Source organism: Cutibacterium modestum (genome assembly GCF_008326345.1).
GTDB classification, from domain to species: domain Bacteria; phylum Actinomycetota; class Actinomycetes; order Propionibacteriales; family Propionibacteriaceae; genus Cutibacterium; species Cutibacterium modestum.
Genome location: NZ_BJEN01000001.1, coordinates 142491 through 162834, shown reverse-complemented (window position 1 = coordinate 162834; position 20344 = coordinate 142491). Strand labels below are relative to the sequence as shown.

18 protein-coding genes and 1 tRNA gene are annotated in these 20344 nt (G+C 59.5%); 3 read left to right on the top strand and 16 right to left on the bottom strand.

Annotated elements, in window-relative coordinates; translation table 11 throughout:
- Positions 1-51: 51 nt before the first annotated feature.
- The 16 genes from atpH to lysA all read right to left on the bottom strand — a co-directional run bounded on the left by atpH (position 52) and on the right by lysA (position 14795).
- The gene (atpH, locus tag F1563_RS00840; RefSeq protein ID WP_002526737.1) at positions 52-843 is read right to left on the bottom strand and encodes an ATP synthase F1 subunit delta; all 792 of its coding nucleotides are present in this window, start codon (positions 841-843) and stop codon (positions 52-54) included.
- Complete coding sequence (locus F1563_RS00835; RefSeq protein ID WP_002526736.1) at positions 840-1394, bottom strand: F0F1 ATP synthase subunit B; 555 nt, start codon at positions 1392-1394, stop codon at positions 840-842. Before F1563_RS00835 ends, atpH begins: the two co-directional genes overlap by 4 nt.
- A 10-nt stretch (positions 1395-1404) precedes the next feature.
- Complete coding sequence (gene atpE, locus F1563_RS00830) at positions 1405-1626, bottom strand: ATP synthase F0 subunit C (protein WP_002526735.1); 222 nt, start codon at positions 1624-1626, stop codon at positions 1405-1407.
- Between the two features lie 88 nt (positions 1627-1714).
- The gene (gene atpB, locus F1563_RS00825; protein ID WP_002526734.1) at positions 1715-2491 is read right to left on the bottom strand and encodes a F0F1 ATP synthase subunit A; all 777 of its coding nucleotides are present in this window, start codon (positions 2489-2491) and stop codon (positions 1715-1717) included.
- Positions 2488-2766 (bottom strand): AtpZ/AtpI family protein, encoded by a 279-nt coding sequence (locus tag F1563_RS00820; RefSeq protein WP_002526733.1) that lies wholly within the window; start codon positions 2764-2766, stop codon positions 2488-2490. The genes atpB and F1563_RS00820 overlap by 4 nt, the downstream gene beginning before the upstream one ends.
- A 14-nt stretch (positions 2767-2780) precedes the next feature.
- Entirely contained in the window at positions 2781-3140 is a 360-nt protein-coding gene (locus F1563_RS00815) for a cyanate permease (protein WP_172623544.1), read from the bottom strand.
- Positions 3141-3437: 297 nt separating this feature from the next.
- The gene (locus tag F1563_RS00805) at positions 3438-4541 is read right to left on the bottom strand and encodes an MraY family glycosyltransferase (RefSeq protein ID WP_002526731.1); all 1104 of its coding nucleotides are present in this window, start codon (positions 4539-4541) and stop codon (positions 3438-3440) included.
- A gap of 8 nt (positions 4542-4549) precedes the next feature.
- Positions 4550-5437: an L-threonylcarbamoyladenylate synthase gene (locus tag F1563_RS00800; RefSeq protein ID WP_002546891.1), complete on the bottom strand. Its 888-nt coding sequence runs from the start codon at positions 5435-5437 to the stop codon at positions 4550-4552.
- Entirely contained in the window at positions 5421-6296 is an 876-nt protein-coding gene (gene prmC / locus F1563_RS00795; RefSeq protein ID WP_002526729.1) for a peptide chain release factor N(5)-glutamine methyltransferase, read from the bottom strand. Before prmC ends, F1563_RS00800 begins: the two co-directional genes overlap by 17 nt.
- Complete coding sequence (gene prfA, locus F1563_RS00790; protein WP_007433888.1) at positions 6296-7381, bottom strand: peptide chain release factor 1; 1086 nt, start codon at positions 7379-7381, stop codon at positions 6296-6298. The genes prmC and prfA overlap by 1 nt, the downstream gene beginning before the upstream one ends.
- 106 nt (positions 7382-7487) lie before the next feature.
- A complete protein-coding gene (gene rpmE, locus F1563_RS00785; RefSeq protein WP_002526727.1) occupies positions 7488-7697 on the bottom strand; it encodes a 50S ribosomal protein L31 in 210 nt (69 codons plus the stop codon).
- Between the two features lie 114 nt (positions 7698-7811).
- Positions 7812-9707 (bottom strand): transcription termination factor Rho, encoded by a 1896-nt coding sequence (rho, locus tag F1563_RS00780; protein WP_007433890.1) that lies wholly within the window; start codon positions 9705-9707, stop codon positions 7812-7814.
- Between the two features lie 281 nt (positions 9708-9988).
- Positions 9989-10879 carry a homoserine kinase gene (gene thrB / locus F1563_RS00775; protein ID WP_007433892.1) on the bottom strand — a complete coding sequence of 297 codons (891 nt, stop codon included), beginning with the start codon at positions 10877-10879 and terminating at the stop codon, positions 9989-9991.
- Between the two features lie 10 nt (positions 10880-10889).
- Positions 10890-11966 (bottom strand): threonine synthase, encoded by a 1077-nt coding sequence (thrC, locus tag F1563_RS00770; protein WP_002526722.1) that lies wholly within the window; start codon positions 11964-11966, stop codon positions 10890-10892.
- Positions 11963-13288 (bottom strand): homoserine dehydrogenase, encoded by a 1326-nt coding sequence (locus F1563_RS00765; RefSeq protein ID WP_002526721.1) that lies wholly within the window; start codon positions 13286-13288, stop codon positions 11963-11965. The genes thrC and F1563_RS00765 overlap by 4 nt, the downstream gene beginning before the upstream one ends.
- Positions 13289-13358: 70 nt before the next feature.
- Positions 13359-14795 carry a diaminopimelate decarboxylase gene (lysA, locus tag F1563_RS00760; RefSeq protein ID WP_002546896.1) on the bottom strand — a complete coding sequence of 479 codons (1437 nt, stop codon included), beginning with the start codon at positions 14793-14795 and terminating at the stop codon, positions 13359-13361.
- A 122-nt stretch (positions 14796-14917) separates the two neighbouring features.
- Between lysA and F1563_RS00755 the strand changes: the two genes are divergently transcribed.
- The 3 genes from F1563_RS00755 (at position 14918) to F1563_RS00745 (ending at position 20336) form a co-directional block, all read left to right on the top strand.
- Positions 14918-14989 (top strand) — tRNA-Arg (locus F1563_RS00755).
- Positions 14990-15146: 157 nt separating this feature from the next.
- The gene (locus F1563_RS00750; RefSeq protein WP_002546897.1) at positions 15147-16370 is read left to right on the top strand and encodes a glycosyltransferase 87 family protein; all 1224 of its coding nucleotides are present in this window, start codon (positions 15147-15149) and stop codon (positions 16368-16370) included.
- A gap of 186 nt (positions 16371-16556) precedes the next feature.
- A complete protein-coding gene (locus F1563_RS00745) occupies positions 16557-20336 on the top strand; it encodes a multifunctional oxoglutarate decarboxylase/oxoglutarate dehydrogenase thiamine pyrophosphate-binding subunit/dihydrolipoyllysine-residue succinyltransferase subunit (RefSeq protein WP_002526718.1) in 3780 nt (1259 codons plus the stop codon).
- The last annotated feature ends 8 nt before the right edge of the window (positions 20337-20344 follow it).

The window sequence follows — 20344 nt, the reverse complement described above, 5'->3', positions numbered from 1 at the left end:
CTCCTTGTAAGCTCCCCCATCCCGCAGCCGAGGTGGGGGTCACATGTGTCGTCAGCCCAGTTCTCGTCGGGCCTGGTCCAGACGGTGGGCCACCGTCGAATCAATGACCTCGTCACCGAGGTTGATGAGCGCACCTCCGAGCACCGCCGGGTCAACGACCTCAGACAGCTCGATCGGGCTACCCGTGATCCGTTCCAGTTGCTTCACCACTTCCGCACGCTGAACGTCGGTCAGTGCCCTAGCAGTCGTCACAATCGCACGCTTGCGATCAGCCATCTCAGCGGCAATGTGCAAGTAGCCGTCGATCTCCTGCTCGAAAGTACTATCGGATGCCACCACGGCTCGGCGAGCCAGCGTAAGAGTGTCCTCACCCACGCAGTCTCCAACCAACGTCGTCAGCAACTCCTGGCGATCCGCCACTGAGCGGTTGGGATCACCCAGTGCCACTTGCAGCGCCGCTTGCCCGCGCACGAGTCGGCTCACGTGGAACAACTCGTCGGCAACGGCCTCAAAGCGGTCAGCCTGTCGGGCCCCGCGCAGCACGGCACGGACTCCCTGCCGCTCCAGGGCGCGGGTCAGCGCTGCGGGGGACCGCCACTTGCACGTGGTTGTCTCGCCCAGAAGTTCCCTGCAATCGGGCGAGACCTTCGACGTAAAGACCGCATCCATAAGCCCCTGACGAGCCCTGGCCTCGGAACTGGTGTCTGATACAGCCCGTCGTAAGCCAGATTCGCGATTCAAGATGTCAACAACCGCGAAAATCTCACTCGCGAGCCCGGTGCCTGTGCCAAGTCGATCACCAACTGCGTCTAGCTGTTGTGATGCGCTCACCACCGTCGTCATGTCTGATTCACCGTCCGTGAATCAGACGCCGAGGGCTCCTCAGCGAGCGAAGCGAGGAAGCGGTCAACGGTCGCCTGGACGCGCTGGTCGTCTTGCAGGGACTCCCCCACGATCCGACTAGCCAGGGTGGTCGCAAGATCACCGATTTCGGCACGTATTTCGCGCACCGCCTGGTCGCGCTCGGCCTGAATTTGAGCGTTGGCACGCTCGGTAATCCGATCAGCCTCTGCCTGCGCGTTGGCACGCATCTCGGCAATAACCTGCGCACCCTGGCTCTTCGCGTCGTCACGAATCTGAGCAGCTTCATCGCGCACGTTGGCCAGCTGAGCCTGGTACTTCTCAAGAGCCACTTGAGCCTCAGCCTGGGCCTTCTCAGCCCTCTCGATCCCACCTTGAATCGTCTCGGTGCGCTCCTCGTAGAGCTTCTCAAAACGGGGCACAACCGCCTTGGCAATAAGCCAGGTGAGAAGCAGCAGGAGGATTATGCCGACGATGATCTCGATGGAATGGTGTGGGACGAGTGGCCCCAAATCCATCTCGAGAATGTTCATGCGCCCAGACTCACTTAACGATGAAGGCGAGGACGAAGCCGAACAGCGCGAGGGCTTCGACCACGGCGAAGCCGATGAACGCCGTCGACATCATGGCCGGGCGAGCCTCGGGCTGACGAGCGGTGCCATTGATGACGGCAGCAAAGATCCACGCCACGCCGAGAGCCGGACCAAGGGTGGCCAGGCCGTAGCCGAGGGAGTTAAGCGAACCTCCGATGAGCATGGGAACCATGGTGTGTCCTTCCGGATTGTGCCCCTTGCGGGGCGTTGTCTTCGTCGCCGGTCGGTTTGACGACGAGGTCCTAGAGATGAATGCGCTGTCAGTGTCCTTCAGAAATCGAGGACGCAACATACTGTGCTGACAGCACGGTGAATACGTAGGCCTGTAGGAAGCCTACGAACAACTCCAACGCGAAGAGCGCGAAGCTGAGGATCAGGGAGAAACCGCCAGCCGCGTTGTAAATGATGCTGGACGGGTAGGTGAGCAGGAATCCGCCACCGACAACGAAGATCATGATGATGAGGTGGCCGGCAAGCATGTTGGCAAATAGTCGCAGCGACAGGGTCAGCGGACGGGTAATGAAGTTCGACAAGAACTCCAACGGAATGATGAGCCACCACAGATACCAGGGCACGCCAGGGGGCAGCATCGAATCCTTGAGGTAGCGAATCCCTTTGGTCTTAAAACCAGCGATGATGTAGACAAACCAGGAGACGATGGCCAGGCCGTAAACGTATCCGACATGGGAGAAGGTCGGGAACATGAAGACGAAAAGTTCACCGAACCAGTTATTGACGAGGATGAAGCTGAAGAGAGCAACCAGATACGGCAGCCACGGCTCGAATCCGTGGCCGATGGTGTCTCGCACCAGGGAGTTACGAATGAAGTTGTAGCAGTACTCGCCGAAGACCTGACGCTTGCCAGGCATAACCTTGAGGCCGCGACTCATCCATACCCAGAAGGCGATGACGACAAGAAATGCAATGACCGCCTGCCAGAACGGCTTATCCATCCAAGCCACTCCGAAGGTCCCGTCGAACTTGAAGTCCTCAAGCCCTGGAGTGCGGAACTCCAGAGGAGACACGATCCCGCTCACTGACCCTCCTGGTCGTCGTTCTGGTCGGGCACGACCCCGTACCGCTTAACAATGAGGTAGACGCTCGCCGCAAGCCCGACGATCATGCCAACGACGAAAATCCACATCTGATGGAAACGGCTTGACAGCAGCCAGCCGATGCCACCGTAGAAGAGCATGCCCGCCAGGACATAGCTCAAGACCCCCCACGCGTCGTCGTTGCTAGACGGCGCGGAGCTAGTGCTCGTTCGCGTCATTGAGTTCGTGCCCATGTCCATGCCGACTTTAGCAGCCATAGCTCCATTAGTGTTCATCGAAGACCGCCACCGGTCCGACGACTCGCGGCACGAGTTGGATCTTCGGGATCTTCATAAATTCGCTGCGGTTGCCGGCCAGCTACCACCACGCCGACAATCCAGGCCAGAGAGGCTCCGATCATTGCCGATGCGCACGGAACCGGCCGAAGACCGGTGTGACACTCGATTACCAGAACTCCTAGGCATCCGAGAGCACCAATCTGAATGATGAACAGGCCGACGCCGAGAAGCCAGGAGTCACTGCGATTGAGCAGATGAACTTCACGGCCGCACGCCATGAACGCCACCGCCACGATGGTGCCGGCCAGACCACTAAGAGCTGACGGCACGTGAGGCTGAACGAATACGCTCATCACGCAGGTCATTATCAGGCCGGCCACCGTAGCCCATAACAACCCACTGCGGTAGATGCGAGATAAGACACGGGACGTCACCGGTGCGCAACGACTCGTGCAGGCCTGACTAGGACTAGCCGTGGCGGGATTTATCATCTTGTCATCCCTTCCCGTGGTCATGACCGATGATTCCTGTGGTGAATACTCAGGGCATCTGAATTCGGCGACGCGACGCTGTGAGTCGAGTAGTGATGTGCCTGGTGAGGACCTCCTCGGTGAGAAAGGTAACACATGGGGCGTAACAACATCGACATCTCAGGTCTGGGCGGCTGGATGACGAGAATTCGCCATGGTGAGGACCACGCACATGGCAAATCCTGCTACCACGATCACGACCGCCCACCACGTTTGTTCTAAGCCAATAAACACGGTCCCAAAAGTGAGTACAGCAGCCCATAGATACATCAACAAGACCGCGCGCACGTGCGAGTGACCTCGTTGTAACAATCGGTGGTGAAGGTGTTGCTTGTCAGCAACGAAGAACCAGGTCCCTCGCCATGTCCGCCGGACATAGCCCATGACAAGATCGAGGAAGGGAATGGCCAACACCATGAGTGGCACAACAATCGGCAAGTAGGCCGGAACCAATCCTCCGCCCCGTGCCGTCAGAGCGGTCGAATCGATTTGACCGGTCAACGAGATCGTCGAGGTGGCGAGCAATAGGCCAAGTAACAGAGCCCCGGAATCGCCCATGAACATCCTGGCCGGATGCCAATTGTGGGGCAGAAAACCAAGGCAGGCGCCGGCAGTCGCGGCCGTGATGAGGCTGGTCGTCGTCGCAACGACGAAGTCCTGTTCGTGGGCCAGCAGGTAGGTGTATGAGAAGAAAGCCAGGGAGCCAATGGCCACCACACCGGATGCCAGGCCGTCGAGGCCATCAATGAAATTCACCGCATTGGCGCACAGCACAATGAAGAACACTGTCACCAGGATTGAGGTGGGCGTTCCCAAAGCAATGATGGAGTTCGGCAGCGGAATCCAAAACATTCGCACTCCGCCTGTGACAACGATGCCGGCCGCTAGGACCTGGCCAGCTGCCTTGGCCATGGCGGGAAGATCAAGCAGGTCATCGACGACACCCACAGCACAGATCACCACACCTGCAAAACAGATCGTGAGAGCATCGTCAGCGACCAGGAGGTGACGGCCCAGGAAAGGCATATTGCGAGCCAGCAGACACGCCAATGCCACTCCCCCCAGCATGGCCACCCCGCCAAAGTAAGGAATGGGGACGGTATGGACATCACGTGAACGCACTTTGGCGACTGCCCTCCATCTGAGGGCGGCCTGCCGACACAGGCCAGACAGCAAGTAGGTCGTCAAGCCCGATGTCAGCATCACCAAAAGGTATTCACGCATGTCGAGTATCAGCCCTCGATCTCTGGCTGCGTCAACTCGGTCTCCGGAAGAGCAGCGTCGGGATCATGGTCTTCAGACGACTTCTGGTCGGCAACCGACGATTCCATCCCAATAACGTCAGAGGCAACCTCATGGATAGCCTCCAGCGATAGCGCGCCTTGACGCACCACTTTTCCGTCCGCCGTCGAGACGAAGTCAATAATCGTCGAAGACTCCCCGACCCGACTAGGGCCGGCATCCAGGTAAACGGCCACCTCGACGCCCAGTTGATCGGCGGCCTCCTGCGCAGTCAAGGCCGCCGGGTGGCCAGACTTGTTCGCACTAGAGACGGCCATTGGTCCGGTCATGCGCAACAACTCACGGGTCTGGTCCTGGTCGGGGACGCGAACGGCAAGGGTGCCGTTGGTCTCTCCCAAATCCATGCCGAGAGATTCCTGAGCACGCAGGATGAGGGTGAGACCTCCCGGCCAGTACTTCTCCGCAAGGGCCTTTGCCCCCGCTGGTATGTGCTGACACAGGGCGGGCAAGGCGACTGAATCGCTGACGAGAACGGGCGGCGGCATATCGCGGCCACGCTCCTTGGCATTGAGTAGGCGCTGCACTGCCAAGGGGTTGAGGGCGTCAGCACCAATACCGTATACGGTGTCTGTCGGTAGCACGATGCACTCGCCATCGGCGATGGCGTCTGCGGCCTGTACTAAAGCCTCCTCGCAAGCATCGGGGTCAGCGACGTCAAGGATGAACGGGGAAATCCCGGAGTCTTCAACCGCGGCGTCTCCTGCTGGCTCAACGTCGGTGACTGTCGGCTTCTCTTCTGTACGGTGCTCCTCTGCGACAAGCCCGGTCAGCTCGTCGGCATCGACCATCATCTGGTCAGACTCATCCATGGCATCCATCCTTGCACCGTCGACGAGCCGTGACGAACCTCGGTCTACCTGCTAGATCGTCATGGTCCTCGATCTGCTCCCACATGTGAGAGGTCGCCATCGCCGTCATGAGCTCGTCACGTTGGGTTTCGTCGTGTTCCATGATGAACAGGCCACCCGCCGTGAGCAGCTCGGCGGCCCGCCCGACGAGCTGCCGCGGTAAGTCGAGACCGTCGTCACCAGAAAATAAGGCGAGGTCGGGTTCATGACCGGTGACTTCGTCGGGAATCGACGAAGCGTCAATACGCCGAAGGTACGGCGGATTCGTCACGACAACGTCGAACCGTCGACCATCGTCAGGCACCCGCAAAGCGTCGCCCGCGAGAATCTCCACTCCGGAATCACACAGGTTGCGTCGGGCCCACGTCAAAGCAGCTTCATCCATTTCGACGGCACTGACCCGGGAACCCGGGACCTCGCTAGCCACCGCGAGGGCGATGGCACCGGTGCCGGTACACAGATCGACCACGCTGGGGCATGCGCTCGCCATCACCAAACGTTGAGCCTCTTGGACGGCCTGCTCGGCCACCAATTCCGTCTCCAAACGGGGTATAAACACCCCTGGCCCGACCTCCACCCGAAGGCCGCGGAACCAGGCATGGCCAACGATAAACTGCGCCGGCTCCCCAGCTCGACGTCGATCCACCATCTCGTTGAAGCGATCCTCGTCGTCAGCATGAACGCTTGCTACGCGAATGAGTTGTGACGGTTGAATCCCGAGTGCCTCGCACAGCAACATGCGCGCATCTGCTGCCGGGGTCTCAATCCCCCCGGCGGCCAGTTGACAGGTGGCACGTGCCAGCAGGAGGGAGGGGCTATGAACTGCCATCAGGATTCTCGGCCTTCTGACTGTTGTGCCATCCGACGCCGCACCTCGTCGGCATGGAGAGCGTCGAGAACCTCACCCAGATCGCCAGCCAAGATCTGGTCGAGTTTCCTGGACTTGTACCCAATACGGTGATCTGTCAGGCGATTCTCGGGAAAGTTATACGTGCGCACCCGAGCCGATCTATCGACAGTACGTACCTGGTCGCGGCGCATTCGATCATTCTCATCAGCGGCTTGCTGGGCCGCCAAGGCAGCGACTTTTGCCCGCAGCATCCGCATCGCCTCTGCTTTATTCTGCAACTGGCTGCGCTCATTTTGACAGCTGGCGACAATGCCGGTGGGCAGGTGAGTTAGACGAACGGCCGAATCTGTAGTGTTGACCCCCTGGCCGCCAGGCCCCGAAGACCGATAAACGTCAACGCGGATATCAGCAGGGTCGATATCGACCTCGGTCTCGTCGACATCCGGCATGACAAGGACTCCAACTGCTGAGGTATGGATGCGTCCTGACGACTCCGTCACTGGCACCCGCTGCACGCGATGGACGCCACCTTCATGCTTGAGGTAACCGTACGCCGGGCGCGACGGAACCCCCCCAACGGCAACCACGACCGTGCGGTACCCGCCAAGATCTGTCAGTTCGCTAGTCAGCTCACGGACGCTCCAACCCACCCGCTCAGCGTACCTGGTATACATCCGCAAGAGATCAGCAGCGAAGAGGGCGGATTCTTCGCCACCCTCACCCGAATGAATCTCAACCAAGGCATCCTCCTGATCGAGAGGGTCCGACGGAGCCAGTAATTCGGTGAGCTCTGTTCTGGCGAGGTCCAATTGGCCGCGCAACCTCTCAGCCTCCTGTACAAAGACAGGATCCTCGTTAGCGAGGTCCTCGGCTGCCTCAATATCAGCGTTCAGCTGGTCGACGTTATCGGCTACCGATACGACATGACGAAGGCGTGCATGACGCTTACCGAGCCGTCCCATAGCGGAGGGGTCCGATAGCACCGCAGGATTGGCCAGCTGGATTTCGATCTCCCGAAGACGACGACGGATCTCGTCAATCGCGTGTTGCGCAGATTCGCTCATGCCTCTCCTGACCAGCCCCGTCCAGGTCTGGCGTTGTAGCCCCAGGAACGACCATGACGCCGAGCAGCAGCCCAGCGTCATGGCGATACGTCATTGATAGACGACGTCAATTCTTCTTGCCGTAGCGGCGCTCGAACCGGGCGACGCGGCCACCAGAGTCAAGGATCTTCTGCTTGCCGGTGTAGAACGGATGGCACTTTGAGCAAACATCAGCATTAAGGGTGCCGGACGACGAGGTGCTGCGAGTAGTGAAAGTGTTCCCGCAGGTGCACACCACGGTCGTCTCGTGGTAATCGGGATGAATTCCCTGCTTCATGATGTGATCTCCTTATTGAATGCGCCCCGGGTCGCCCGAATGATAGAACGGACGTGAACCGGAACCGGCGTGCCAGCATACACCAGGCAACCAGCTCCGGTCCACTTATCGACCTCAATCCTGGTTTGGAGTTGTCTTGGAAATGGTGTACAAGAACTCCACATTCGTCTGAGTCTTGCGCAGCCGCGAGACCATCATTTCGAGAGCTTGGGAGCCTTCCAGACCAGATAGCACTCTGCGCAGCTTCCACATAATCGCCGTCTCCTCGCGTGATAGCAGCAATTCCTCGCGACGGGTACCCGACGCGTCAACGTCGATAGCCGGGAACAGCCTCTTATTGGCAAACTCGCGACGAAGCCGCAACTCCATATTGCCGGTACCCTTGAATTCCTCGAAAATAACCTCGTCCATCTTCGACCCGGTTTCGACCAGGGCGGTGGCGAGGATCGTCAGGGAACCACCGTGCTCAATATTGCGGGCAGCACCAAAGAACTTCTTCGGCGGGTACAGGGCAGCTGAGTCGACACCCCCAGAAAGGATTCGACCGGAGGCTGGAGCAGCAAGGTTGTATGCGCGCCCCAGACGGGTGATGCCGTCCAGCAAAATGACAACGTCGTGGCCAAGTTCCACGAGGCGTTTGGCGCGCTCGATGGCCAATTCGGACAGCTGGGTGTGATCGTCGGCAGGACGGTCGAAAGTCGATGCGACGACCTCGCCGCTGACAGTGCGCTGGAAATCAGTGACTTCCTCAGGACGCTCATCGACCAACACGACCATGAGGTGAACCTCAGGGTTATTGCGCGTGATCGAGTTTGCGATCGACTGCATGATCATCGTCTTGCCAGCTTTCGGAGGCGAAACGATGAGGCCGCGCTGGCCTTTACCAATCGGGCTGACGAGGTCGATGATTCGGCCAGTCATGTTTTTGGGGTCGTCTTCGAGGCGTAGCCGTTCCTGCGGATACAGCGGGGTGAGTTTAGAAAACTCTGGGCGCTGCTTCATCTGCTCAGGATCAGCCCCATTGACCTGATCAATCTTCACCAGTGGTGCGAACTTTTCCCGCCTCTCCCCCTCGCGATGGGCACGCATCTGTCCGACGATGACGTCGCCCTTGCGCAGGTGGTGCCGACGCACCATAGCCATCGACACATAGGCATCACTGGCCCCGGGCAGATATCCCGAGGTGCGCACAAAGGCGTATTGGTCACGAATATCGAGGATGCCCGAGCATGGGACAAGCACGTCGTCCTCACGCACATTCGGCTCGGAATCGGAGTAGCGGTCGTTAGAACGCTTGCGACGGTTCTGGCGGTCACGCTGACGGCGACGGCGAGACCGTCGCCCGCCATTGCCGTATTCCGAGAACCGACCGTACTCGTCGTCGGAATCGGAAGAAGCGTCGTCGATGCGGTCATTCTGAGCGCCACGGTCTGACTGGTTGCGATCATTACGCTGACCGCGCGATAGGGCTTCGAGACGGGCTCCAACCTCGTCGCTGATGTTGCTGTCGCCAGAACTACCGTTGGAATTGTCTCGTGAGGTGTTGCGGGCCCGGCGCCGTGGCGGATCGCCTCGATGACTAAGGTCACCGCGCTCACGACTAGGGCGATCGGTCGAGTTATCGTCGCGACGTTGACCTTCGTCGTCAGGCTTCTTAACGGTTTCCGCTTGCTTCTGAGCTTCGGCGACGGCGAGCAGGTCGCCTACTGATGGAGTCTTCTCCCCCTCAGCGGGTTTAGATTCGGAGTCCTTAGACTCTGAAGGACGACGTCGCTGGCTGCGCTGTGGACGGCCCTCGTCGCTAGATGTGTGGGATTCCTGGCTACGATTTTGACGCGCAGTTGGCCTTCCGGTTCCCAGGTATCCCCCCTCGGAGATAGCCGCGACGAGGTCAGCCTTCCGCATGCCACGAGCTCCCTTAATGCCCATCTGAGTAGCGATAGAGCGGAGCTCGGGGAGCAACTTGGTGGACAGATCCAAGGATCCATCCGGCTGTGAGGTCTGAGTCACGTAAATCCCTTCGAACTGCCCCGGCCGGTATGACGTCCGGTGGGCGCGGTTTCATCGGGCCTGCCGTCGGAATCGACAATAGGTCGGGCGGCTGACACCACGAAAACCGAATGGTTTGCGGAGGTCGTGGCGTGGCGTTCGAGGCCCTCGAACGCCGAAGACATGGTCCCCAAGGACAAGACTGTGACACGGGGATCACGATCGTCAGCGGGGATTTGCACGCATCCGGCGCGCTACGACACCACTATAACGCACACATCGGATCATGTTCATACAGTAGGTCAGAGGAAATGGACTCCTTCACCGAGAACGAGGTCATGCACCACGAACCCAGCAGTATCGACGTCGGACGCCATGTCGAGTTGGTCACGGGTCCCCAGAGCCAAGACAGTAGGCCCCGCGCCCGAAATAACGGCGGCGACACCACGTCTGCGCAAGCTATCCATGAGCGTAGCCGATTCCGGCATGAGAGAGCGACGGTATGGCTGGTGAAGCCAGTCCTGAGTTGCCGCCAGGAGATGCCCGGGCGAGGTCGTCAGGGCAGTGATAAGCAGTGACGCCGCCAGGACTTGATGGACCGCATGAGCGCGCTCAACCTGTTCAGGAAGCACCTGCCGAGCCAAAGTCGTTGGTACGTGGCGATCAGGAACACATACCCGGAAGATGATCGACGGGTTGACGGCTAGGCCGATGTGGTTGACGATTCCGCCATCGAGCCACGCCAGCTGCGCACCCCCGAGAATTGCGGGAGCAGCATTGTCCGGGTGCCCCTCGATAGCAGCAGTCATCGTCAGTAGCGCAGTGCGATCCAGCGGGCGCCCAGGACGGGCCAGTCCCCAGGCCAATGCCAGCCCAGAAACGATAGCCGCAGCCGACGATCCTAGACCACGGCTTTGCGGGACGGAATTGACAGCAGCTAGGCGCAACCCGGCATCAGGGCGGGGGTACCCGAACTCCACCAACCCCTGGCGCATCGTCGCCACCACGAGGTGAGATTCGTCATGAGGAACTGTGTCGGCCCCTTCCCCTGTCACGTCGATCACCACCCCGGGACGATCGAGTACCTCGACACCAACCTCATCCCACAGATCCAGGGCTAGCCCCATGCAGTCATACCCGGGACCGAGATTGGCAGAAGTAGCGGGCACACGCACCCGCACACTGTCGGCCATTGTCACTTCCTCAGGAATCGAAGTCCAGCACGGCTGCCACCTGATCGGTCGACGCCTCAACGGTCTCGGTCGACAGGGTGGTGCGGCACAGTGCAGTGTCAATGTCTTTCAGACCGTTTCCAGTTACCGTGATGACAATGCGCTGTCTAGGGTCCAGGCGTCCCTCGGATTTCAGCTTGAGTAAACCTGCCACCGGGGCCGCCGATGCCGGCTCGACGAAGATACCCTCTTGAGCAGCCAAGAAGGCCTGAGCGTCGAGGAGTTGTTCGTCGGTGACGGAGTCGATGAGTCCCTCCGACTCATCTCGAGCGGCTAAAGCCAGCTTCCCGGATGCCGGACGACCGATACGAATAGCGGTGGCTACCGTTTCCGGAGCATCGACATCGTGGCCCAACACCAGAGGGGCCGCGCCAGCAGCTTGGAACCCGAACATCCGCGGGGTGTAGCTGGCAGGACCGTCCGCTGCATACTCGCGGTAGCCTTTCCAATACGCGGTGATATTGCCTGCGTTGCCCACCGGCAGAGCGTGGATATCAGGAGCGTCACCCAGAACGTCAACGACCTCGAAAGCGGCAGTTTTCTGTCCCTCGATGCGGTACGGGTTAACCGAGTTCACCAAGGAGACCGGGAAATTCTCAGCCAGTTCGCGGGCAATACGCAGGCAATCGTCAAAGTTACCGCGGACCTGGATGATCCGACCGCCATGGACAACAGCCTGGGCGAGTTTGCCAGCTGCGATTTTGCCCTGAGGCAGGAGCACGACCGAGGTCATGCCGGCCCGGGATGCGTAAGCCGATGCTGAGGCAGACGTATTGCCGGTAGAAGCGCACACCACGACCTTCGAACCGTCGGCAAGCGCCTTCGTCATGGCCATTGTCATGCCACGATCTTTGAATGATCCGGTTGGGTTGGCTCCTTCAACCTTGATCCACACCGTTGCGTCAAGCGCGTCGCCTAGTCGTGGGGCAGGTACCAATGGGGTCGACCCTTCCCCAAGCGTCACGATCTGGTCAATTCCGTCCGTGGGGAGGCGGTCACGATAGGTTTCGATGATGCCGAAGGGACGGTTCTGCTGGTTCATGATCACATTCCCTCCACTCGAATAACACGGGGATCGGAGTTGACGTAATGGTGGCCGGCGAGTTCATTGACGCACATTTGGACGTCACACTCTCGGGCTTCGTGGGTGAGAATCTTGAGGGTAGCTGACCACCCATCACCGCGGTCAGTACCCTCCAGCGCAGACTGTTGCACAGTTTGCAGGGACACACTGTGGCTGGCAAAGATCTTTGCGACTTCGGCGAGGACACCGGGCTCATCACGAACTTGCAAGCGAAGGTGGAACCTAGTGTGGACCTCGGAAATGGGCAAGATCGGGAAATCCCCGTACACGTCCTGAGGCGGACCTGCAACCCCTCGCACGAGGTTACGTGCCACTGTGACAAGGTCTCCCATAACGGCTGACGCCGTGGGAGAGCCTCCGGCTCCCGGGCCGAGGAACATGAGATGTCCGGCCTCACGAGCCTCGACGAATACCGCGTTGAAAGCTCCTGAAACACCTCCCAACGGATGGGTAGCAGGAACGAGAGCCGGGTGGACGCGAGCCGAAATACCATCAGGGCCAGCCTGACACACAGCCAACAGCTTGACGACGCAATCCATGTCGCGCGCAGCGCGGATGTCATCTGGGGTAATCGCGGTAACCCCTTCTCGATACACTTGGTCACCGCGCAACCGCGTATGGAACGCGAGCGACGACAACAACGCAGCCTTAGCCGCAGCGTCATAACCCTCTACATCAGCCGTCGGATCGGCCTCGGCATAGCCCCTAGCTTTAGCCTGGGCAAGGGCCTCATCGAACTCAGCGCCGGTGGTCGTCATTTGGTCGAGAATGTAGTTGGTCGTGCCATTGACGATCCCCATGACACGAGTGATTTGGTCTCCTACAAGAGACTCGCGCAGTGGGCGGACGATCGGAATTGCTCCGGCCACCGCAGCTTCGTAGTACAGGTCAACGCCGTTGCTCTCTGCCACTGCATGCAACTCAGTACCATGAGCGGCCAGCAGGGCCTTATTCGCTGTCACTACCGAATGCCCCTTACTCAGGGCAGCTGTCAAGAGTTGACGGGCAGGGTCGATGCCGCCAATGAGCTCAATGACGATATCCACGTCGTCTTGGTTGACGAGCGTTGTGGGATCATCGGTAAAAAGGCGTGAGTCGAGGCCCTGGCGTGGGCGATCAGGATGGGCCACGGCAATGCCGGCAAGCTCGACCTGACGTCCCACTCGAGCGGTAACATCCTCCCTCCTTGACTCAATCATTCGGGCCACCTGGGATCCCACGACCCCACAGCCCAGCAAGGCCACGCGTATCGGCTGGACTGACGCGGAATCGGTGATATTCGTCATCTCGTCCTCATCTCGTAGTTGTCAGCTGATAAAAGTTCACGGGTGGTGCGTAATAGAGCTCTTCGACGTGTCACGGGTATTGCACAGCTGCACGGACAGGCCCCGGATCAAGCGCAAGGAGGTCGTCGATACTCTCCCGGCGTAGCAGGACCGAGACGTCGGGATCATCCCCTGTTCCAACTCGCACCACAGCCGAGCGCGGCACATGGTTGTAGTTCGACGCCATTGACCTGGAATAGGCGCCGGCTCCCGGAACAGCGATAACGTCACCAGGAGAAACATCACCGGGCAGATACACATCACGCACCAGAATGTCGCCAGCCTCACAGTGCTTTCCGACTACGCGGCACAGTACCGGAGCGATTTTAGACGCTCGGTTAGCGACGACGGCGGAGTACTCGGCGGCATAGAGGGCAGGACGAATATTGTCACTCATTCCGCCATCAACGGAGACATAAATCCGTTGGGCGCCGGTATCCAGGTCAACTGGCTTCACAGTGCCAACGGTGTACAGGGCCATCGTCGTCGGCCCTACAATCGCACGGCCTGGCTCCAGAGAAATATGAGGAATTTCCATACCCCTCCCCCGAGCCTCCACAGCGACGATCTCGCGAAGTGCCTCAGCGAGGCTTTCGGCGGTGGCCGGGGAATCTTGGCTGGTGTAAGCAATACCGAATCCGCCGCCAAGATCGAGTTCAGCGAGGGCGCTCCCGGTGGCCTGGCGGAACTGCTCAAGAAGTTTCATAGTGCGCCGAGCCGCCACCTCAAAGCCAGCGGTGTCGAAGATCTGGGAACCGATGTGGGAGTGAATGCCCAACAGGTCGATAACGTTACTGGTGTGACACCTCACCATGGCAACCATCGCTGCACCGTTGGTAATGGAGAAACCAAACTTTTGATCCTCGTGGGCAGTGGCGATGTATTCATGGGTATGGGCCTCGACGCCTGCTGTGACTCGCACCATGACGCGGGCATGCCAGCCGTTTTCTCGACACAATTGTTCAATGCGCGTGATTTCATCTAAGGAGTCGACGATGATCCGTCCAACCCCCGCACTAAGAGCCAACTTAAGTTCGTCAACTGACTTATTATTCCCGTGCAGGCCGATCCGGGCAGGATCCATCCCACCTTGCAGAGCTGTCAGGAGCTCGCCACCGGTACAGGTATCCAGGCATAGGCCCTCCTGGTCAATCCAAGAGGCGATCGTGCGGGTTAAAAAAGCTTTGCCTGCGTAGTAGACGTCCCACCCAGAAAAAGCGTCGCGGAAGGTCCGTACACGCTGCCGGAAATCGGACTCGTCAAGCACGTAGAGAGGAGACCCGTATTGACGTAGCAATTCGGTGACGGCCACCCCCGCCACGTCAACGATTCCATTGTCACCGCGATCAGCCGATGCTGACCAGAGCGCAGGGTCCAATACGTTGACGTCGTCGGGCATGGTCAACCATTGAGGGCCGGCAGCCGCGACATCGGCATGAACCGAGCCGGCAACGTGCATATGCGTCATGATTCCACTTTGCCAGAGGCCACCGACACGATCGCAGGGTGTCCATACTCGCGACCGTGAATAGCAAAGCACCCCACCGGTGCGCTAGAGTCGGTGGGAGGTCGGGGCCATCGGGCCTATCGGCTCCCGTAGCTCAGGGGATAGAGCACCGCCCTCCGGAGGCGGGAGCGAGGGTTCGAATCCCTCCGGGAGCGCCCAAGCAAGTGCTTGAATTCACGGTGTGCCTGTCTTAACCAGGTAGGGTGTCACTTCGTGCCATCTCATGACGTCAAAGTTGCCCGCCAGGGATCTCGGGCTTCCCTGTTCTCCGCGACAGGTGCAATCGCGCTCTGGACTGTGGGTCGACTCGTCATGCTTCACGTTTTTATCCAACCGTCATCGAGCTACATCATCGGTGACGTCCAGTACTACTTGTGGTGGATGTCGAGCGGACAGCCTGATTCGTCCGTTCTGCCGGAGTATCCGTTGCCCGTTGCGTGGTTCATGCGGACGCTTTATTGGGCCGGAGGAGACGCCTACTTCCCAATAGCCTTTTCGACCGCGATGCTGCTACTCGACGCCATCCTCGCTGTGGCAATGTGGCATGACGGTCACCGCACGGGTGCACTGTGGTGGATTGTCCTAGCGCCCTTCCTCGGACCGATTATGTGGAACCGCTTCGACATGGTCCCCGCAATCTGCGTAGGACTTGCAGCCCTGTGGTACCGGCGCCATCCAGCAGCCTGCGGCGTCATGATTGCCCTGGGCGCTGCCACAAAATTGTGGCCTGCTCTCCTTATCTTGCCCATGATCTCCCGGCATAAGGCCGCCGTGCGGCGTCTCGTCGCCTTCGCTATCACTGGTTTTGGGTTCGCTCTAGCCTCACTTCTCGCGGGAGGGTGGGAGCGTCTCATCTCACCGTTGACGTGGCAATCTGACCGTGGCTTGCAGATCGAGTCGGTACCCGCCACTATTCCGATGCTCCACTATTTTCGGAACTCTCACGGTGACCACACCGTCAAAATGTCGAAGTACAACGCCTATGAGATCTTTGGCCCGAGCGTAGCTGGCTGGCAGTCCATCTCCTCCGTCCTTATGGTATTCGCGGTGGCCCTGGCCGTCGGTTTGGCTGTTGTATCGTGGCACCGCAACGGGCTCGATCACCGTACTGCCGTCATCGCAGACCTCACCATCATTGGCGCCCTCATTATCGCTAATAAAACCCTGTCTCCCCAGTATTTCGTCTGGTGGGCCGCTCCGATTGCAATGATCCTGGATCACGTCTCGGCTGAGACCACAGCCGATGCCTCTGTTAATCACGATGCCCTGTCCTGGGCCCGCACATGGTGCTGGACCGTCGCCGCGCTGATGGCTGTCACCGCCTTCATGACCCAGCAGGAGTACCCGCTGCACTATTCAAAAATCCTGAGCGGCTCATCAAGTACCGGCTGGCTGCTCATCAGTCGCAACGTGCTGGTCTTCATGACCTTTGCGGCGTGCATTGCAACCTTGGTGGCGAGCCTTCGCGTGCACGTACCCGCACAGCCGACTGTCACCCAAACTGGTCCACGTCACACCATGAGTAGTCAGCGGTGACCTATATCACATTTTAGAGATGAGGGACGAGGGTTCCCCGATGTGTCTAAATTCTTGGGATGGCATGGTCAATCCGGCTACCATCATCACGTCTGGGTCTATGAACGCAGACAGAGCAGCGCAGCTCAAAGGGCCGATCCAGAAGCCCCGCGAGCGCTCGAGACGACGGTTTGACGGAAGAAGGCAGTGGTGAGTCCCGCCCCACACGACAAGTCCAACAGCTCTCCTGATTTTGGAGCCAACGACTGGCTCATCGAAGAGATGCGTGACCAATACCAGAACGATCCGAATTCAGTCGATCCGGCCTGGGCTACGTTCTTTCACCAGGAGGCAACCCAGTCCGGCGACACGGCGGCTAAGTCTGCCGCTAGCGAACAGTCTAACAGCAAGGATGACTCGAGCGAGCCGGCCCCTAAACCCGACGCTACATCGCAGCCTGCCGCGAAGTCCTCACCAAAACCCGCTGCGAAACCCGCGCCCACCACGACCCTGAAAGCCAAGGACATGGCATCCAACTCGACCCCGAAGCCCCAACAGCAGCCTCCTCGTCCTCCGATGCCGGCAGACGCACCACGGCATAGGGCCAGACTCGAGACGGTCGAGCCGACGGTGACGAAGATGAAGGGTGCGCCCATGCGCACCGCTAAAAATATGGATCAGTCACTGACCATGCCGACTGCCACGACGGTGCGCGACGTCCCCATGCAGTTGGTCATTGAGCAGCGCACCATGATCAATTCCTTCCTCAAGAAGGCCAAGGGCGGCAAGGTCTCCTTCACCCACATTCTGGCTTATGCCATGGTTCAGGCTCTCAAGACGGTGCCCGCCATGAACAATGCGTATGCCGAGATTGACGGTAAACCGCACCTCATCGAGAACCATCAGATCAACCTCGGCATGGCTATCGACGTCGTTGCCTCGGACGGGTCGCGCAAGCTGGTCGTGCCCGCTATCAAGGGCGCCGAGCAGATGGACTTCCTCGATTTCTGGCGCGCTTACGAGGACATCGTCCGCAAGGGTCGCACCAACGAGTTAACCATCGACGATTTCAAGGGGGTTACCGCCTCTCTGACGAACCCAGGAGGCTTCGGGACCAACCACTCTATCGCTCGCCTCATGCCCGGCCAGGGCATGATCCTTGGGGTTGGGTCGATCGACTATCCCGCTGCCTACCAGGGCAACTCCCCCACTCGAATGGCGGAACTGGGCATCTCTAAGGTAACCACCCTCACCTCTACCTACGACCACCGCATCATCCAGGGTGCACAGTCCGGAGAGTTCCTGCGCCGCATGCATCAGCTACTGCTGGGGGCTGATCGATTCTACGAGGACATCTTCGAGTCGTTGCGTATTCCCTACGCCCCAGTTCAGTGGGCAAGTGACCGTCTTGCTAATCGTGCTGACCAGGTGGGAAAGCAAGCCCGCGTCATCGAGCTCATCGACGCGTGGCGTCGTTTCGGCCATCTGTCTGCTGATCTGGATCCCATCGAGTACCGGCCACGGTTCCACCACGACCTCATGCTTAACAGCCACGGGCTGACGCTGTGGGACTTCGACCGTACCTTCCCGATTGCGAACTTCGCTGGTCAGCACCGCGCAACGATGTCCCTGCGCGAGATCCTCACGATCCTGCGTGACTCGTACGCCTCGAAGATGGGCATCGAGTACATGCACATCGCCGACTACGACCAACGCAAGTGGTTCCAGGACCGTTTCGAAAAGGAGCATCAACCGCTCTCCCGAAAGATGCATCTGCAGATTCTCGACCAACTCAATGAGGCCGAGATCTTTGAGACCTTTCTACAGACCAAATTCGTCGGTCAAAAGCGTTTCAGCCTTGAAGGCGGAGAGTCTGCCATCGTCTTACTGGCAGCCCTGTGTAATCTCGCGGCCGACGACAGCCTCGACGAGGTCTGCATTGGCATGCCACACCGCGGTCGTCTCAACGTATTAGCCAACATCATCGGGAAATCTTATGGACAGATCTTCCGTGAATTCGAGGGTAATGCCGAACCGGTGAATTCTCAGGGATCCGGTGACGTCAAATACCACCTTGGTGATGAGGGCCAGTTCACCGCGGCTTCGGGTAGCACTATCAAGGCATCGGTGGCTGCTAACCCAAGCCACCTCGAGGCCGTGGATCCGGTTCTTGAAGGGATCTGCCGGGCCAAGCTTGACGCCCTTGGTAACCCCGAAAACTTCCCGGTGCTGCCCATTCTCATGCACGGTGACGCCGCGTTCGCGGGTCAGGGTGTCGTCTACGAGACCCTGCAGATGAGCCAACTTGGGGGGTACCGCACCGGTGGCACCATCCACGTCCTCGTCAATAATCAGGTTGGATTCACGACATCCCCGCGCGACGGTCGTTCTTCGACCTACTGCACCGATGTCGCTAAGGCTGTTGGCGCACCGGTTCTTCACGTCAACGGAGACGACCCCGCGTCGGTGGTTCACGCTGCTCGTATTGCCTACGCCTACCGCCAGACCTTCCATCGCGACGTCGTCGTTGACGTGGTGTGCTATCGCCGCCGCGGTCATAACGAGGGTGATGATCCGAGCTTCACCCAGCCACATATGTACGGCCTTATCGCTGAGAAGCGCTCGACCCGTAAGCTCTACACCGAGAGTCTGATCGGTCGTGGCGATATCACTACCGAGGACGCCGAGGCTGTAATGTCAAAGTTCCGCTCTCGTCTGGAGACGGTGTTCAAGGAGGTTCGCGAGGCCACCTCGACGCCTAAGCCATACAGCGGTGTGCCGGACTACCCGGTCAAGCACAGCGGTCTGCACCAGACGAAGGTCGAACCTGACACGATGGAAGCCGTCGCCCGGGCCCATGAGAACTTGCCAGAGGCCTTCAACGTTCACCCCAAGGTCGCCCCACAGATGACACGGCGCGCCAAGCACATCCGCGAAGGCGGCATTGACTGGGCCACCGGAGAGATGATCGCGTTGGGCTCTCTATTGCGTGACGGTGTGCACGTACGACTAGCCGGCCAGGACAGCCGTCGTGGCACTTTCTCCCAGCGTTTTGCCGCGCTGGTGGATCACGAGACCGGCGAGTTCTACGTCCCGGTTAACCACCTCGGCGGCGAACAGGCGCATCTCGACATCTTCGACTCTCCGCTCAACGAATACGCGGCTATGGGATTTGAGTACGGCTACTCTGTTGCCCGTCCGGATTCTTTGGTGCTGTGGGAAGCCCAATTCGGCGACTTCGCCAACGATGCTCAGACGATCATCGACGAGTTCATCGCCTCGGCCGGCTCCAAGTGGGGTCAAAAGTCCGGAGTCGTGTTGCTCCTGCCGCACGGTTACGAAGGTCAGGGACCTGACCACTCGTCGGCCCGGCTAGAACGTTTCCTCAACCTGTGCAGCGAGGACGCGCTGGCCGTCTGCCAGCCCTCGACCCCGGCAAGCTATAGCCACTTGCTACGTCAGCACGCCTACGTCAATATGCATCGTCCAGTCGTTATCGCAACGCCGAAATCGATGCTGCGCAACAAGATGGCGACCTCGGATCCGGAAGAGTTCACCACCGGTAGGTGGCGTCCAGTTCTCCCTGACCCATCAATTACCGATCCATCAGCCGTCACAAAGATTATCTTGTGCTCTGGCAAAGTGCGGTGGGGGCTGGTCAGCCAGCGTAAGGCCGCCGGTCTTGACGGACAGCTCGCCATTATCCCGATGGAGCGTCTTTACCCGCTACCGGTGGAGGAGTTGGCTGAGGTCCTCGCGCTCTACACCAACGTCACCGATGTCCGCTGGGTCCAAGAAGAGCCAGAGAACCAGGGCGCCTGGTACTACATGCTGACCCACCTGCCTCAGGCTATGTCGGAGAAGCTGCCAGGATTCCTTGACGGATTGACTGCCATCACCCGCCCGCCGTCCTCCGCTCCCTCGGTGGGCCAGCACAGCGTCCATATCCGGGAAGAACAAGAGTTGCTCGAGAAGGCTCTTGCCTGAGCGACCCC